The sequence below is a fragment of the Bradyrhizobium daqingense genome, from assembly GCF_021044685.1.
Classification (GTDB): Bacteria; Pseudomonadota; Alphaproteobacteria; order Rhizobiales; family Xanthobacteraceae; genus Bradyrhizobium; species Bradyrhizobium daqingense.
This window is the reverse complement of the sequence record NZ_CP088014.1, coordinates 6,168,920-6,183,359: the sequence shown is the minus strand read 5'-3', so window position 1 is coordinate 6,183,359 and position 14,440 is coordinate 6,168,920. Positions and strand designations below refer to the sequence as shown.

Sequence of the window (14,440 nt, the reverse complement as noted above, 5' to 3'; positions counted from 1 at the left end):
TGGTGGTGAAAGGGCCGGTACGTTCGGGGGGCAGGGGGCGCCAGCTTCATCAGCAGATGAGCGGCCATCAAACGAGCAAGGGGCGTGGGGCCGAACTGCCCGACGGCATCATCGATGAGGCGAGCAATTGGCTCGCCTAGATCCGGGTCGAGCGCTCGCTCTGTAGGGCGGAGAGACATTCAGTTTCCACAAATTCGATTAAAACGTCGCGACGCGGTACAAGCGAAACGCTACCGAATTTGCGGAAGCCATCGCCACAGCTCCGCAGGAACTTTTTCCGATACCTCGGGATAAATTGCAATCGCTAAAAATGAGCCGAGATTACTTTTCTGTCTCGATGGGAAGCTAAAGAGTTTTCGCGTCAACAATTTTTGCAGCAAGGAGGCCGACTTCGCCGCTTCCGACGAACTCAGCTTACTTGACGGCTCCCCCGGTGATACCTGCGATGAAGCGATCGAGAAAGAGATTGTAAGCGATAGCCACCGGCACCGCGGCGATCAGGGCGCCCGCCATGATCTCACCCCAGAAGAACACGTCTCCGCGGATCAAGTCGGTCGAGACGCCCAACGTGATCGGCTTTTGGTCGGATGACGAGACGAAGGTCAGCGCGTAGACAAACTCCTGAAGGGTCAGGGTGAACGTAAAGATCACCACCGTCAAAATTGCTGGCACCGACAGCGGGATCGCCATCTTGATGAAGGCGCCGAAAAGGCTGCAGCCGTCGACGATTTGCGGCTTCCTCGATCTCGACCGGCAGCGCCTTGAAGAATCCCATCAACAGCCAGGAGCAGAATGGGATCGTGAACGTCGGGTAGACGAACGCAAAGATCAGCAGCGTGACGAGCGCCGTGCTTTCTGCCAGCGGTTCAATAGGGAGCGTGAGTGCGAGGGCCCCGACGGCGAGCGTCACCAATCCGGTGGCAACCAGTGGCGTTCCCGTGCGCGAATGGACGTCTCCTACTGTTCGAGGCAGGTCGCCCTGCTGCGCCATGCCGTAGGCGACACGCGCCGTCATAGTTATCTGAGCGAGAATCGTGTTCAGCGTCGATAAGATCGCGATGACGTTGAATGTGATCGGACTTATCCTCGTCACGGAAATGAACACCAAGCTTAACGGTGCGGACGAGTTTGCAAGGACCTGCGGCTGCACGACGCTGACCGAGATTGCTGCAATGAGGATGTACAATACCGAGGTGATCAGGAGCGTCAGCGCCATGGCCCGCGGGACATTCCGCTGCGGATCTTTCGCTTCTTCCACCACGTTGGCGAGGTCCTCGAAGCCGACAAAAGCGAAAAATGCGAGCAGGCTTGCGAAGGTAATTCCGGAAAGGACTTTCACGTCGATGGGCGGGGCGTGAGCAATGCAGGGCCGAACGAAACGTCCGACTGGACCGCCGAAACGATGATCCACACCAGCCCTCCCGTCTCGGTCAATGTCAGCAATCCGGCGAGCAATACGGATTCAAGAATGCCCCACGCCGCCACGGTGCCCAATGCAATCACGATCGCGACTGCGACCAATGGTGTGGGCATCTCGATCAGCTGTCTCACATAGCCCGCACTACCGACAGTCACTGCGGCGGCCGAGATGATGCCGGTGGCGATCCTAAGGGAGCCTACGGCAGTTGATAGGATTCGGGAGTCGAAGGCGGCGCGGACGTAGGCAGCCTCTCCGGCACTGACGGGATAGCGGGTGGCGAGTTCGGCATATGAGGCCGCCGTGAGAGCCATAACCGCGGCCGCCAATGCGAACGCCCAAGACGAGTACATCTGCGCGTGACCAGCGACCGCGCCGATCAGAACGTAGATCCCGGCTCCTACGGTCACTCCCGTGCCGTAAAGAACGAGCAGGGGCAGGCCGATACGCCGCCGCAAGCGTGCCGGAGGTGCGATTGGATATTCCGGCACGGCTTCCACTTTTAGCCATTTTACGAGGAGGGAAATGACGCCGGACCCTATATCAGCCAATCCGAGGTACGGCCGGTTGATTTGGGTCAACTCGGCGGAGCCTAGGTCGTGGTGTGGGCCGGCGATCGGAATTTAGACGGCCGAGCCCGGACCGGAGACGTTCTGACCTAGATCAATCGAGCCGGATGCGGCGCTGGTACCGTGCCAAAATTGCAATTTCGGAGACACGCGATGGCCATCAAGGACGTTCTGCTCACCTTGACCAGCTATCCCGAACCGACGCCGGTTTCAGTCATCGACCGCGCCGTATCGCTGATCTCACCATTTGCCGCGCACATCGCGGCAATCTCTTGTGAAGTCCATGTGCAGATACCCGGGACTTTCCTGTCCGGGGTCGGCAATGTCGGATCAATCGTGGCCAGCGAGGCTCACAAGAGCAGGAAAAATGCGCAGGACCTGCTGGCGACTTTTGAAGCGGCCTCCACGAAATCGGGGCTGCTGCACGAGATCATTCTCGAGCGTTGCCAGACGTCCGAGGTCCCGGACCTCCTGGTAGACTATGCTCGGTTGCGTGATCTCACCATCGTGCCGGTGCCGGAATCCTACGACCAATGGTACGCTGAAGCGATCATCTTCGGTTCGGGGAGACCGACGCTGGTGCTGCCGGAGGCCACCGCCTCAAAGGAGGCCGAACTTAATAGAGTGATCGTTGCGTGGGATTTCAGCCGCGCGGCGGCACGTGCCGTCTCCGATGCGATCCCGATCATGGAGAAGGCGCGAGAGGTGTTTATTCTCACGGTGACCAATGAGAAGGCGATTTCGAACCGGCGCTCGTCGTCCGAACTTGCGAAGAATCTCTCGCGTCATGGCATCGATGTGGTCGTCGAGGAGGTCGACGCCGCAGGACGGGCCATCGGCGACGTCCTCGCGTCTCAGATAGCTTCCCGCAGGGCGGATCTGCTCGTCATGGGGGCGTATGGTCATAGCCGTTTACGAGAGTTCATATTGGGAGGCGCGACCCGCAGCATTCTCACGAGGCCGCCAATCCCCGTGCTGTTGTCGCACTGAACCGATCAGTGATTGGCCAAGCTACTGAAGGGTGCCTGTAAGTTTCCTGAACATCCCAGCGGCCTGGACAGCCCGACGTCCGGCGAAGCTCCTCTCCGTCTTGGCGAACGGAGATCGGAGGGGCGCGTCGAGAGCAGTGGCGGCGTGACCGTCGACAGCCACATCGCGGAGATGGACAAGGCCGCTCAGTCAACGGATGCGCGGCACCGACGAAACTGCGAAATTGACGTGCGTCAACCGACCGCCCCCGGAACCAGTCAAACTCGCCTGGCCACAACCGTCAGGAGCTTGCCATGCGCGCATTGACCCTCGCCGCCGCGCTACTCGTCTCGGCCATCGGGTATTCTGCCTGGGCCCAATCGGACGCCGAGCACCAAGGTCACCATCCCGATCAGAAGGAGCAACAGAAGCAGCCTGAGCCCAAGGCGGCTCAGCCCGACAAGGCCGGCTCTCAGCGCATGCCGGGTGCGGGAATGATGGGCGGCGGAATGATGGACATGATGGGCGCCAACATGATGGACATGATGGGCGCCAACATGCCGATGTCGGACATGATGCGGATGATGGGCATGATGCGGCAGTTCGGCGGCGACGGAATGGGCGGCATGGAGACCATCGATCGCGTCGAGGGCCGGATCGCTTTTCTCCGGACCGAGCTCAAGATCACCGAAGCGCAGACCTCCGCCTGGAACGCGTTCGCCGACGCTTTGCGGACCAATGCCAAGACGCTCGGAGGGATGCGCGGTTCGATGATGATGCCGCAACAGGGCACCGGATCACCGGACCTCGTCGAGAAGCTGTCGCTCCAGGAAAAATGGCTCGCGGCGCGCCTCGATGGCACCCGTGCGATAAAGTCGGCGCTCTCCAACCTGGCCGGAACGTTTTCCGAGGAGCAGAAAAAGACCGCGGAAGAACTGCTCGCGCCGCACATGGGCATGATGCCGATGATGTCGGCGATGCGGGGCGGCGCTACGACGGGCATGGGGATGCCGACCGGCAAGTCGCCGAAGTAGCCAAGGTCGGGAAGGCCGAAGGGTGGCTTCGCCGCTCCTCATTTCGCCGGCCGAGCAGGTAGGTCCTTGGCGCCATCTGGCGTCGGCTTGGATTCGAGTTCGGCGATCAGTCGCTTCATCTCGCCGATCTCCCGGACCTGGGCTTCGATGATTCCGTCCGCGAGCTTGCGCACCCTCGGATCCTTTGTGGGCCCGTTTGCTCGTCATGACGGCATCGAGTGGTGCGGAATCATGGCCTCCATGTAGGAGACGTCACCCACCGTCTCCTGGCTCCGCACCAGGCACAGCGACCCGGCGAACGCGACGGCGGCCGCCAGCACGATGGCCGCGTTCGTCCTCGACTTCTTGTACATGCTCCACATGAAGCCCGAGCATGATAACGGCCATCACGGCTCTCATCATGGTTGATCTGCCTCAACAATGATGGCAGCGGCAGCGCTAAGCTTCTAGCAGCCATAGGAGCGTGCCGATGTCGGTGCAGGACCATTCCGGATATCGAGAGCGCCCTCAGGAGGGCGTGTCTACCAAAGCCAAAGGCGGCTTGGTCCTGATAGGTTTCCTGGTCATCGCCGGCGCGCTTCTGTTCACCGAGCATAGGGCTCATGTGCTCGGACTCCTGGTCTGGCTGCCGCTCATCGCCTGTCCGCTGATGCACTTCTTCATGCACGGGGGACACGGGCACCATCACGGCGGGGGCCGGCCGAACGATTCAAGGAGCGCGTGATGCACGACACGGCGCCTGCCTACGGCCTGTGGAGCCTCGTCATCGTCAATTCGGCGGTGTTCATCCTCTTCGCCTACAGCTTCTTCAAGCCGCAGACATCCCGCGACTGGCGCTCGTTCGGGGCTTTTAGCGCCTTTCTGGTTGCGCTGTTCGTCGAAATGTACGGCTTCCCGCTCACCATCTACTTCCTTTCCGGCTGGCTGCAATCGCACTATCCCAACGTCGACTGGTTCTCGCATGACGCGGGCCACCTGCTTGAGATGATGTTCGGCTGGAAGACCAATCCCCACGCCGGACCGTTCCACATCCTGAGCTTCATCTTCATCGGCGCAGGCTTCGTCCTGATCTCCGCCGCGTGGAGGGTGCTGTACGATGCGCAGCAGACCCGCAGCCTTGCGACCACAGGCCCCTACAGCTACGTCCGGCACCCGCAGTACGTCGGCTTCATCCTGGTGATGTTCGGGTTCCTGCTGCAGTGGCCGACGATCCTCACGCTGGCGATGTTTCCGGTGCTGACGATCATGTACGTCAAGCTGGCGCGTGACGAGGAGCGCGAGGCCCTGACCGAGTTCGGCGAGGCCTACGCGAGGTATGCGGCCGAAGTCCCTGCGTTCATTCCCCATCCAAGCCGGCTGTTCGGACAGGGCTCTTCGGGCGGCTATCGTCACGGCTGACTTTCGCTGGAGATGCCGTCGAACGGCCGTGGCTCGAAAGGACGTCGATGAGCGAGCTCGTCTTCACGGCAAAGCAGCTAACGAAGACCTATGTCTCCGGCGAGGTGACGGTCCATGCTCTCAATGAAGTCGATCTCGAAATCGCCGAGAAGGAAGTGGTCGTGCTACTCGGACCGTCCGGCAGCGGCAAGACAACGCTGCTCAACATCATGGGCGGTCTCGACCGACCGACGAGCGGCAGGCTGTTCTTCCGCGACCTGGACCTGACGGACCTCGGGGACCGCGAGCTCACGAAGTACCGCCGCGACCACGTCGGCTTCGTCTTCCAATTCTACAATCTGGTGCCGAGCCTTACCGCCTACGAAAACGTCGCGCTGGTCACCGAAGTCGCCAAGAACCCGATGCGGCCCCCCGAAGCGCTCGCGCTGGTCGGACTCGAAGAGCGAATGCACCACTTTCCCGCACAGCTATCCGGCGGCGAGCAGCAGCGCGTCGCCATCGCCCGCGCGATCGCGAAGCGCCCGGCGGTGCTGCTCTGCGACGAGCCGACCGGCGCGCTCGACTCGAAAACCGGCATTCGCGTCATCGAGGCGCTGCTTGGCGTCAACCGGCAGCTCGGCACGACCACCGTCATCATCACGCACAATGCCAGCATCCAGGATGTCGCCGACAGGGTGCTGTTCTTCGCCGACGGCCGGATCGCCCGCGTCCGGACGAACGAGGTCCGCCGGGAAGCGGCCGAACTCGTCTGGTGATGTCATGAGCGCGCTCGACATCAAGCTGTTTCGGGACGTCAGGCGGCTCTGGGCGCAGGTCCTCGCCGTCGCGCTGGTCGTCGGCGGCGGGGTTGCGACGCTGGTGCTCGCCGTCGGATCGCATCGCTCCTTGGAAGAGACACGGATAGCGTACTACGAACGCTACGGCTTCGGCGATGTGTTCGCCCAAGCGAAGCGGGCACCCAAGGCGCTCGCCGACAGGATAGGCGAGATTCCGGGCGTCGCCGCCGTCGACACGCGCATTGCCAAGCAGGCGTTGCTCGACATCCCCAGCTTCTCCGAGCCGGCCAGCGGCCAGTTCGTTTCGCTGCCCGACAGCGGCGAGCCGCATCTCAACCGTCTCTACGTGCGTTCCGGACGGCTTCCGGAGCCGGGGCGGACCGAGGAGGTCGTCGTCAACGAGCCGTTCGCCCGTGCTCACGGCTTCTCGGAAGGGGCGCCGTTCTCGGCCATCCTGAACGGCAAAAAGCGCGAGCTCGTCATCGTCGGCACCGCGCTGTCACCCGAGTTCGTCTACACGGTCGGACCGGGCGACCTGATGCCGGATGATCGCCGCTACGCGATCGTCTGGATGTCGGAGAAGGCGCTCGCCGGCGTCTACGATCTCGACGGTGCCTTCTCGGCGGTGTCGGTCAAGCTGCAGCCGGGCGCCTCCGAGCGCGAGGTGATCTCGCGCCTCGACGCCCTGCTCGACCCCTATGGCGGGCAGGCGGCCCATGGCCGGAAGGACCAGACCTCGCACGCCTGGCTCGATCATGAGCTAGACATGCTCAACAACATGAGCCGCACGCTGCCGCCGATATTCCTTCTGGTCGCCGCCTTCCTGGTCAATCTCACCCTGACCCGGCTGGTCGCGCTCGAGCGCGAGCAGATCGGGCTCCTGAAGGCGCTGGGCTACGCTGACAGGACCATCGTGCTGCACTACTTCAAGTTCGTCGCCTTCATCGTCGTGATCGGCATCGTGCTGGGCGGCGTCGCCGGCACGTGGCTGGGTTTGCGCGTCACCGCCCTGTTCGGCGACTTCTTCCACTTCCCGTTCCTGGTGTTCGCGAAGGCGCCGGACCTTTACGTCACCGCCGGCGCACTCAGCGCGGCGGCTGCGGCCATCGGTGCGTTCCGGGCGCTGCGCGAGGTGGTGAGGCTGCCGCCTGCCGTCGCCATGCAGCCGCCGGCTCCTCCTGTGTACCGGCGGCTGCTCCCGGCGAGCGTCCAACTAGATCAGATCGTCTCGCAGCCCACATTGATGATGATCCGCAACATCGCCCGGCATCCGGTCAGGGCAGCATTTACAACGTTAGGAATGGCGCTTGCGACCGCGATCCTGGTTGTCTCGCTGTTCACGCGGGACACCATGGAGCAACTGATCGACGTGACGTACTTCCTCGCCGACCGGCAGGATGCGACCATCGGCTTTTCCGAGAAGCGGATCGCGAATGTCGTGGAGCAGGTGAACCGGCTGCCGGGCGTTCTCGCCGCCGAGCCGTTCCGCGAGGTGCCCGTCCGGATCCGCCATGGCAACGTCGAACGCAGGATCACGATCAGCGGCCGCCCCACTGATGCCGATCTGAGGCGCATCATCGATGCCGACCTTCGGCCGGTCGCGCTCCCCGGGACAGGCCTCGCCATCTCCGCCATGCTCGGGCACATCCTCGGGGTGGGGGCCGGGGACACGGTCGAGGTCGACCTGCTGGAGGGCGCCCGTCGCACGGTCAGCATGCCGATCGTGGCGACCGTCGAGGACTATTTCGGCATCAGGGGGATGATGGATATCGAGGCGCTCGGCAAGCTGATGCGCGAGGCCCCCGTCGTGACCAGCGTGAACCTTAGTCTCGACGAAAACCGCAAGGAAGACTTCTACGCGGCGGTGAAGTCCATGCCGACGGTCGGAGGCGTGGCGCTGCAGCGCGTTTCTCTGGCGAATTTCCGCAAGACCGTCGCGCTCCTCGTCACGACGATGGCGAGCATCTACACCGGGCTTGCCGCCGTGATCGCGTTCGGCGTCGTCTACAACAACGCGCGCATCTCGCTGTCCGAACGGGCGCGGGAATTGGCCAGCCTTCGCGTGCTCGGCTTCACGCGCGGCGAGGTGCTGCGCATCCTGCTGCTCGAGCTCGCGATCCTGACCCTGATCGCGCAGCCGCCCGGGTGGCTGATGGGCTATGGGCTCGCTTGGGTCATGAAGACGAACCTCGCCGGCGAACTGATGCGCGTCCGCCTCGTCGTCGAGCATTCGACCTACGTGGTCGCCACCTCCGTCGTGGTACTGGCGGCCATCGCTTCCGCTGCGGTCATCCGCCAGCGCATCGACAACCTGGACCTCGTCGCGGTCCTCAAGACGCGAGACTAGCCATGAAGGCCAATTGGACCAAACGGATCATCGGCGCTGCGGCCTTGGCCGCGCTCGCGGGAGGGCTGGCCTGGTTCGCCTGGCCCCGGCCTGTTCTAGTGGACCTCGCGACCGTCGCGAAAGGGCCCATCGAAGTCACGGCGGACGACGACGGCAAGACCCACGTACGCCACGTCTACACCGTCTCGGCGCCCATCGCGGGAAAGGTCCTGAGAATCTCGCATCCGCTCGGCGAGCAGGGACCTTCGCTCCACGTCGGCGATGAAGTCGTCGCCAACCAGACCGTCATCGCGCTGATGCAGCCGACGCTGCCGGGCTTCATCGACGTGCGTTCGCGCGATCAGCTTCAGGCGGAGGTCCTTGCGGCGGATGCCGCCATCCAGCAGCAGGAGGCCGAGGTGAAACGGATCGAAGCCGCGCTGGACTTCTCGCGGACCGAATTCCAACGGGCGCAGACGCTCCTGCGGACGCAGTCGACCTCGGCTCAGGCCTTCGACAAGGCGAAGTTCGAGGTGGCGACGAGCGAGGCCAATTTGGCGAGCGCCAAAGCTCAGGTCGAGATGCGTCGCGCGGTGCGAACCAGCTTGGCGGCCCGGCTCATCGATCCCGCCAGCACGAACCCATCGGCGGAGCCGACCTGCTGCGTCCGGGTGCTCGCGCCGGCGAGCGGGCGTGTGCTGAAGATCGCCCAGGACAGCGAGGCGACCGTCCCGCCTGGGGCGCCCCTCGTCGACATCGGCAATCCTCTCGATCTGGAGATCGTGGCCGATCTACTCTCGACCGACGCGGTGCAGATCAAGGTCGGTGCACTCGTCCGGATCGACGGCTGGGGCGGACAGCCCATCAAAGGGAAGGTAGTCCGCGTGGACCCAGCGGGCTTCCTGAAGGTCTCGGCACTCGGCATCGAGGAACAGCGGGTCAGGGTGACCATCGACTTCGCGGACCCGCCCGAGGCGTGGGGCGCGCTCGGCCACGACTACCGGGTCGTCGTCCACGCGACCACCTGGAGCGCTCCGGACGCCCTGACCGTGCCGGTGAGCGCCTTGTTCCGGAAAGGCGATCAGTGGGCCGTTTTTGCCGACGAGAACGGGCGTGCGCGGGCCAAGCCAGTTCAGATTGGTCACCGCAACAATCGGTTCGCCGAGGTGATGTCTGGATTGACTGAGGGGGATCAGGTCGTCGTACATCCGAGCGACCGAATTGCCGACGGAAGCAGGATTGCGCAGCGAGGCTACCATAAGTAGACGTGCCGCAGATCTTCAAATTGCAGTAGCATGCAGCGATATAGCGTTCCTCGGCGCCATAGTGCACGCGCATCCGGTCCAGTGGCCGTCGCTGTTCGCACCACTATGCCGAGCGCGTTCAATCCTGCAGCCATCCGCCGAGAGAGCGATCTTGAGACTGGTCTGGCTGCGCTCGCTTTTGGCGACCTGAACGAGCGGTGGCTCCGCGGCGGCACCTGCTCCGCGCACGGCTAGTCGAGCGGATCGTGCCGATCGCACTCCGGGCACCGACCGTCCTTGGCGGTGCCGAGCTGACGGCCGAACTCTTCCCTGAGAGCGTCCGATGGCCAGGCCTCACCATCGCTCCTAACGATTCGCTTGGCGCGTTCGAAGGCATGGCTCTCGGCGGCATCGTCACCCACGCGGATGACCACCTCTTCATGGAAAGGGCAGACCATCGTCGCCCGGGTGGTCTCGAGTGCATAGTGCACGACTGCAGCGAGGTCGTCTGTGTGAAGGTTGGCGGACATCATACGATTCTCCTGCTCGAGTGCCCCCGATTGCGCCCTTTTGTTAGTCGGCAGATGGGCCTCGCCCGCGACAGCCGGTTGCCCCGGCTTGCACCGCCCGGATGCCAGTCAGCCCCTCCTTCCAGAAGAAGCGCCGAGGCCGATTTCCACTTTCCGTTCAGTTCAGGCTTCGGCGGTCCAACCGGCAGGGCCGCCCGTAGTGCTACCGAACGGGCCGACGGAGCTGCTCTAGGAGCCGACCCATGGTCGCGGTCGAAGATCCAAGGAGTCCGAGGCTCCGCAACCGTAACGGCACCGGCGCGCGCGAATGCCATTCGGTGCAATTTAAGTATAGGCTCGAGCCGGCGGTTAGCCTTGACCTGCCTCAAGCCACGATGAGGACGGCAGGGCCGCGCAAACAAGATCGTCCTTGCGTAGCCGGCGGACAGAAACACGAACTGTGCTGCCAAGTCGAAAGAGGGAACGCCTTGCAAATAGCTCCCTCTTTTGGAGCTCGGTCGCGAGGTCCCTGATCAACTCAACGCGCAGCATACCTGGAGCACGCCGATGCGTTTCGGCTTTTCTTACTTGAGTGAGCGGATGTATTCGGCCAAATCCGATATTTCTGATCGCTGGAGGGACAGGCTTGGCATATTGGGGTGCGGCTTGAGCAGCAGGAACGCGAGTTGGTTCTGATCGAACTCGGGCGTTCGCGCGATTTGGCTGAATGGTGGCGCATGGTCGATGGCATTCGTCTGGCCGGACTCGACGACATGACAGTTTGAGCACCAGCGTTTTGCGATGTCCTTGCCGTGTTGGGGATCGGCCACCGCGGATTGCGCCAGAATCGCGAACAAAAGAAATGCGAAGTAGGAGCATTTGAGTGCTTTTGACATGGTAGGTCTCTAAGCGCTTTGGCTCGAGGATAGTAGACGGCACGACGAGTACGATGGAAAGTCGGGACCCACCTTGTCGCGATCTGCATGCAGAGAACAGTGTGGGACCCGTTGATAACCGGGAATCTCGCCTTTCGCTCCGCCTCCCGTTACTTCCGCTCGGCTTCAGCCTCCCGCTCCAGTCGCAAAATATGTGCGCGTAGCGCATCGAACCGCTCTTCGGCAACATCGCTGAACAACGGATCCTTAAGACCGGTTACCGCCGAGGCGATCTCGGTCCAATCCTGTGGTTTGAGCGCCTTAAGCGCAGCGGGAAAGAAATCGCGATCTTCCATCATCATATGACGGCGCTCCTGCTCGATGAAATCGCGAACGATGGTATCCACATTTTGGCGGAGCACCTCACGATCCGCGAGCACGCTGTCAATCGCGTGAGCGACGCGGCGCAAGCGTTCGGCCCCTTTCTGGTGCTCGCGAGCTAGATCGCCGATCTTCGCAGCCGCGGCTGGATCACGAGCTTTTAGCTTGGCGAAGACGCGATCTTCCTGGGGATGGTGATATACTTCCGGGTAGACTTCGAAATAGCTGAGCACGGCGCGAATGACTTCGTAGTCGGGACGGTCTCCGCGGTCGAACACCTCAAGTTCCCGCTCGAGGATGGCGAGGAGTGTCTCAATATTACGATGCTCTTGGGACAGGCGTTCAATGATCATGGCAACACCCCCATTGAGTGAACCATTTGAAAGAATGATCCTCTGGTCTGTAGCTGCTTTGCGACAGATCAAATCTGGTCATTGGGTGCTTCCTGAATCGACCCATGTGGTCGAGGACTGCGCCTCTACATCAGCTCCCGGAGAACGAGCAAATCGTTGATCTAGATCATTTCACCATATTGCCAACATCGCATGTTGCGCACCGGACACGAGGGGGGCCATATGGCACCGGTCTCAGCGCTGCATAACGAAAAATGCCCTCGCTGTGGTTCCGGGTTAGTGCACCTCGAGTGGCACGAACGCATCAATGCTCAGGAAGCCCAAGAACTCTGGCGCTGCTGGAATTGTAAAAGCGACTTTGTCACCGCCGTCGAGTCGGACGGCACGGAGTCGTCAGCTGCCGACATTACCGAACCATTCTTTACGAACCTGCTTGTCTGATCAAATAGGCCCGGGCCGATCCACAAGGATGTTATCGTCCCTCATCCATTTCAAGCGCTGCCATGAAGTTGCGGACTCTGATGATCGCCGCGATTGCTGCGATGCTCCTGCCATTCAATGCGGGAGCACAGGTGAACTTGCCTGCTGGCAGCACGTCAACCCAACTATCCGAGCTTATGATCGCGCTACAATTCCAACACATCAAATTATGGTTTGCCGGAAAGTTCAGCAACTGGGTTTTGGCGAATTATGAGCTTCGACTGATCCAGACAAACTTGCGAAAGGTAATGCCGTCTCCCTCCGAAAGCTTGCGATCGTCTCAAGGTACCGAAGAGCTGCAAGCTCTGGATCGCGCGATCCAACAGAAAGATGGTGCAGCTTTTGACCTGCCACTGCTTTTTCATCCAGCGGCAGTTAGAGTCTTGAGGTTTTGTACGCCAAGTGGCGCGGATGGAGCAACGGACGATCGGCGGAGCTGGTCGGGGTTGCGCAGCCGATCGTCCGTTGCGGTGAGGTGGGCGGCGTAGGCCGCGGGGGGCAGGTATTTCAGCGACGAGTGGGGACGCTGGAGATTGTAGTCGGCGACCCAGTTGGCGATCTTGGTGCGGGCGTCATCGAGATCGAAGAACAGGGTCTCGTTGAGTAGCTCATCGCGCATCCGGCCATTGAAGCTCTCGACGAAGCCGTTCTGCATCGGCTTTCCCGGCGCAATGAAGTGCCAATCGATGGCTGCGTCCTTGCACCAAGCGAGCATGGCGTTGCAGGTGAATTCGGTGCCATGGTCGGACACGATCATTCCTGGCTTGCCGCGTCGCTGGACGATTGCCGTCAGTTCGCGGGCCACGCGCCGCCCCGAGATCGACGTCTCCGGAATGGCGCCCAGGCATTCCTTGGTGACGTCGTCGACGATGTTGAGGATGCGGAAGCGTCGGCCATTGGCGAACTGGTCGTGGACGAAATCCAGCGACCAGCGCGCGTTCGGCCTCGCCTCGACCAGGATCGGGGCCCGGGTCCCCACCGCCTTGCGGCGAGCCCGCCGCTTGCGGACGGTGAGCCCTTCCTCGCGGTAAAGCCGGTAGATCCGGTTGATCCCCGATGGCTCGCCCTCCCGCCGCAGCAAGACGAACAACCGGCGATAGCCGAAACGCCGCCGCTCGTTGGCGAGATCGCGCAATCGGCCACGCAGAACTGCCTCCGGCGGGCGGCTGGAGCGATAGCGGATCATCTTCCGATCCGCCCCCACAATCGAGCAGGCCCGCCGTTCCGACAGGCTCATGACGGCCTGCAGATGCGCGATCGCAGCGCGCTTGGCGGCGGGCCCTACCATTTTTTTGAAAGGAGCTCGCGAAGTGCGGCCGCATCGAGCATCTGCTCGGCCAGAAGCTTCTTCAGCTTCCCGTTCTCCTCCTCCAGGGCCCTCAGCCGCTTCGCCTCGGAAACGTCCATGCCGCCGAATTTGGCCTTCCAATTGTAGATCGTCGCCTCGGAAACACCGTGCTTGCGAGCCAGGTCGGCTGTCTTCGCCCCAGCCTCATGCTCCTTCAATACCGCGATAATCTGCTCTTCCGTGAACCTTGCTCGCTTCATCTGTCCGTCCTTCTTCGGGCCGGACTCTAACTCCTTCTGGAGGAAATACGCAGTGGCAGGTCACTTTCGCCAAGGCTTACTCGGATCTCACGAACGGATGCAACGCCTGCCACCGCGCCAGCGGATTCGGTTCGATCGCCATCCAAGTGCCGGCCAACTCGCCGTTCAGCGATCAGCTGTTCATGGATCAAGTCGCGCAGGGGCGCGCGCTCGCTCACAGGACCTGCGGCCTCTGTCACGTCATCTCGGATTCTTCAAGGGAGACGCCGGCCTTTCGTTCCCCCGCGCCAAGCTTCAGCGAAATTGCCAGCCGACCATCTTTTTCAGCCAGCGATCTCCGACAACTATTGACGTCAAACCACCGTTGGGTGGGCCCGAACCAGGCAATGCTCAAGCCAAAGCTCGTCGAATACCAGATTGACGCGATCGTGGCGTTCTTCGAGACCTTGCAAGCCGACCGGGCTCGCTAAGACCTCAGCTTACGGTCATGGTTTGGGCCGATATGCGTTCTAGTCCTGACGCTTTAGACTAAGGATAAAGTTCGAGAGAGCATCGGTCGCA

General features: G+C 62.0%; 16 protein-coding genes. 8 read left to right on the top strand and 8 right to left on the bottom strand.

Translation table 11 applies throughout. The annotated features are described in order from the left end of the window. Positions 1-517: 517 nt before the first annotated feature. Together LPJ38_RS29565 and LPJ38_RS29560 are read right to left on the bottom strand one after the other, a co-directional pair. A complete protein-coding gene (locus LPJ38_RS29565; RefSeq protein WP_231088445.1) occupies positions 518-1,411 on the bottom strand; it encodes an APC family permease in 894 nt (297 codons plus the stop codon). Next, on the bottom strand, positions 1,336-1,998 hold the full coding sequence (locus tag LPJ38_RS29560; protein WP_167520797.1) for an APC family permease: 663 nt from the start codon (positions 1,996-1,998) through the stop codon (positions 1,336-1,338). The genes LPJ38_RS29565 and LPJ38_RS29560 overlap by 76 nt, the downstream gene beginning before the upstream one ends. A 141-nt stretch (positions 1,999-2,139) precedes the next feature. Between LPJ38_RS29560 and LPJ38_RS29555 the strand changes: the two genes are divergently transcribed. Then, the gene (locus tag LPJ38_RS29555; RefSeq protein WP_145642676.1) at positions 2,140-2,976 is read left to right on the top strand and encodes a universal stress protein; all 837 of its coding nucleotides are present in this window, start codon (positions 2,140-2,142) and stop codon (positions 2,974-2,976) included. 293 nt (positions 2,977-3,269) lie between these two features. After that, positions 3,270-3,989 (top strand): Spy/CpxP family protein refolding chaperone, encoded by a 720-nt coding sequence (locus LPJ38_RS29550; protein ID WP_145642674.1) that lies wholly within the window; start codon positions 3,270-3,272, stop codon positions 3,987-3,989. Positions 3,990-4,027: 38 nt separating this feature from the next. On the opposite strand, the gene LPJ38_RS38355 is transcribed toward LPJ38_RS29550, so the two are convergent. Together LPJ38_RS38355 and LPJ38_RS38350 are read right to left on the bottom strand one after the other, a co-directional pair. Then, positions 4,028-4,162 carry a hypothetical protein gene (locus LPJ38_RS38355; RefSeq protein WP_430640281.1) on the bottom strand — a complete coding sequence of 45 codons (135 nt, stop codon included), beginning with the start codon at positions 4,160-4,162 and terminating at the stop codon, positions 4,028-4,030. A 30-nt stretch (positions 4,163-4,192) separates the two neighbouring features. Further along, complete coding sequence (locus LPJ38_RS38350) at positions 4,193-4,342, bottom strand: hypothetical protein (protein WP_430640280.1); 150 nt, start codon at positions 4,340-4,342, stop codon at positions 4,193-4,195. A gap of 116 nt (positions 4,343-4,458) precedes the next feature. Here LPJ38_RS38350 and LPJ38_RS29540 point away from each other — a divergent pair, with 116 nt between their 5' ends. From LPJ38_RS29540 to LPJ38_RS29520, 5 genes are read left to right on the top strand one after another with little or no spacing between them, the layout of a single operon-like run. Continuing rightward, positions 4,459-4,713 carry a DUF2933 domain-containing protein gene (locus LPJ38_RS29540; RefSeq protein WP_167520796.1) on the top strand — a complete coding sequence of 85 codons (255 nt, stop codon included), beginning with the start codon at positions 4,459-4,461 and terminating at the stop codon, positions 4,711-4,713. Further along, positions 4,713-5,387: a methyltransferase family protein gene (locus LPJ38_RS29535; RefSeq protein ID WP_167520795.1), complete on the top strand. Its 675-nt coding sequence runs from the start codon at positions 4,713-4,715 to the stop codon at positions 5,385-5,387. The genes LPJ38_RS29540 and LPJ38_RS29535 overlap by 1 nt, the downstream gene beginning before the upstream one ends. A gap of 47 nt (positions 5,388-5,434) precedes the next feature. Continuing rightward, positions 5,435-6,142, top strand: a complete 708-nt coding sequence (locus tag LPJ38_RS29530; protein WP_145642668.1) for an ABC transporter ATP-binding protein — start codon at positions 5,435-5,437, stop codon at positions 6,140-6,142. A 4-nt stretch (positions 6,143-6,146) separates the two neighbouring features. After that, a complete protein-coding gene (locus LPJ38_RS29525; RefSeq protein ID WP_145642666.1) occupies positions 6,147-8,510 on the top strand; it encodes an ABC transporter permease in 2,364 nt (787 codons plus the stop codon). A gap of 2 nt (positions 8,511-8,512) precedes the next feature. After that, positions 8,513-9,754, top strand: coding sequence for an efflux RND transporter periplasmic adaptor subunit (locus tag LPJ38_RS29520; RefSeq protein WP_145642664.1), 1,242 nt, complete (start codon positions 8,513-8,515; stop codon positions 9,752-9,754). A 230-nt stretch (positions 9,755-9,984) separates the two neighbouring features. On the opposite strand, the gene LPJ38_RS29515 is transcribed toward LPJ38_RS29520, so the two are convergent. From LPJ38_RS29515 to LPJ38_RS29500, 4 genes are all read right to left on the bottom strand, one after another. Next, on the bottom strand, positions 9,985-10,266 hold the full coding sequence (locus tag LPJ38_RS29515) for a hypothetical protein (protein WP_231088444.1): 282 nt from the start codon (positions 10,264-10,266) through the stop codon (positions 9,985-9,987). Between the two features lie 560 nt (positions 10,267-10,826). Then, a complete protein-coding gene (locus LPJ38_RS29510; protein ID WP_145642662.1) occupies positions 10,827-11,138 on the bottom strand; it encodes a c-type cytochrome in 312 nt (103 codons plus the stop codon). Positions 11,139-11,287: 149 nt separating this feature from the next. Next, the gene (locus LPJ38_RS29505; RefSeq protein WP_145642660.1) at positions 11,288-11,851 is read right to left on the bottom strand and encodes a hemerythrin domain-containing protein; all 564 of its coding nucleotides are present in this window, start codon (positions 11,849-11,851) and stop codon (positions 11,288-11,290) included. 841 nt (positions 11,852-12,692) lie between these two features. Further along, positions 12,693-13,879 (bottom strand): IS3 family transposase gene (locus LPJ38_RS29500; RefSeq protein WP_095424349.1). Its coding sequence is split into 2 segments (ribosomal slippage): positions 12,693-13,627 and positions 13,627-13,879, totalling 1,188 coding nucleotides; the frame shifts between segments, so codons are not numbered across the junction. 182 nt (positions 13,880-14,061) lie between these two features. Between LPJ38_RS29500 and LPJ38_RS29495 the strand changes: the two genes are divergently transcribed. Next, positions 14,062-14,349 carry a c-type cytochrome gene (locus LPJ38_RS29495; RefSeq protein WP_145642484.1) on the top strand — a complete coding sequence of 96 codons (288 nt, stop codon included), beginning with the start codon at positions 14,062-14,064 and terminating at the stop codon, positions 14,347-14,349. Positions 14,350-14,440: the final 91 nt, after the last annotated feature.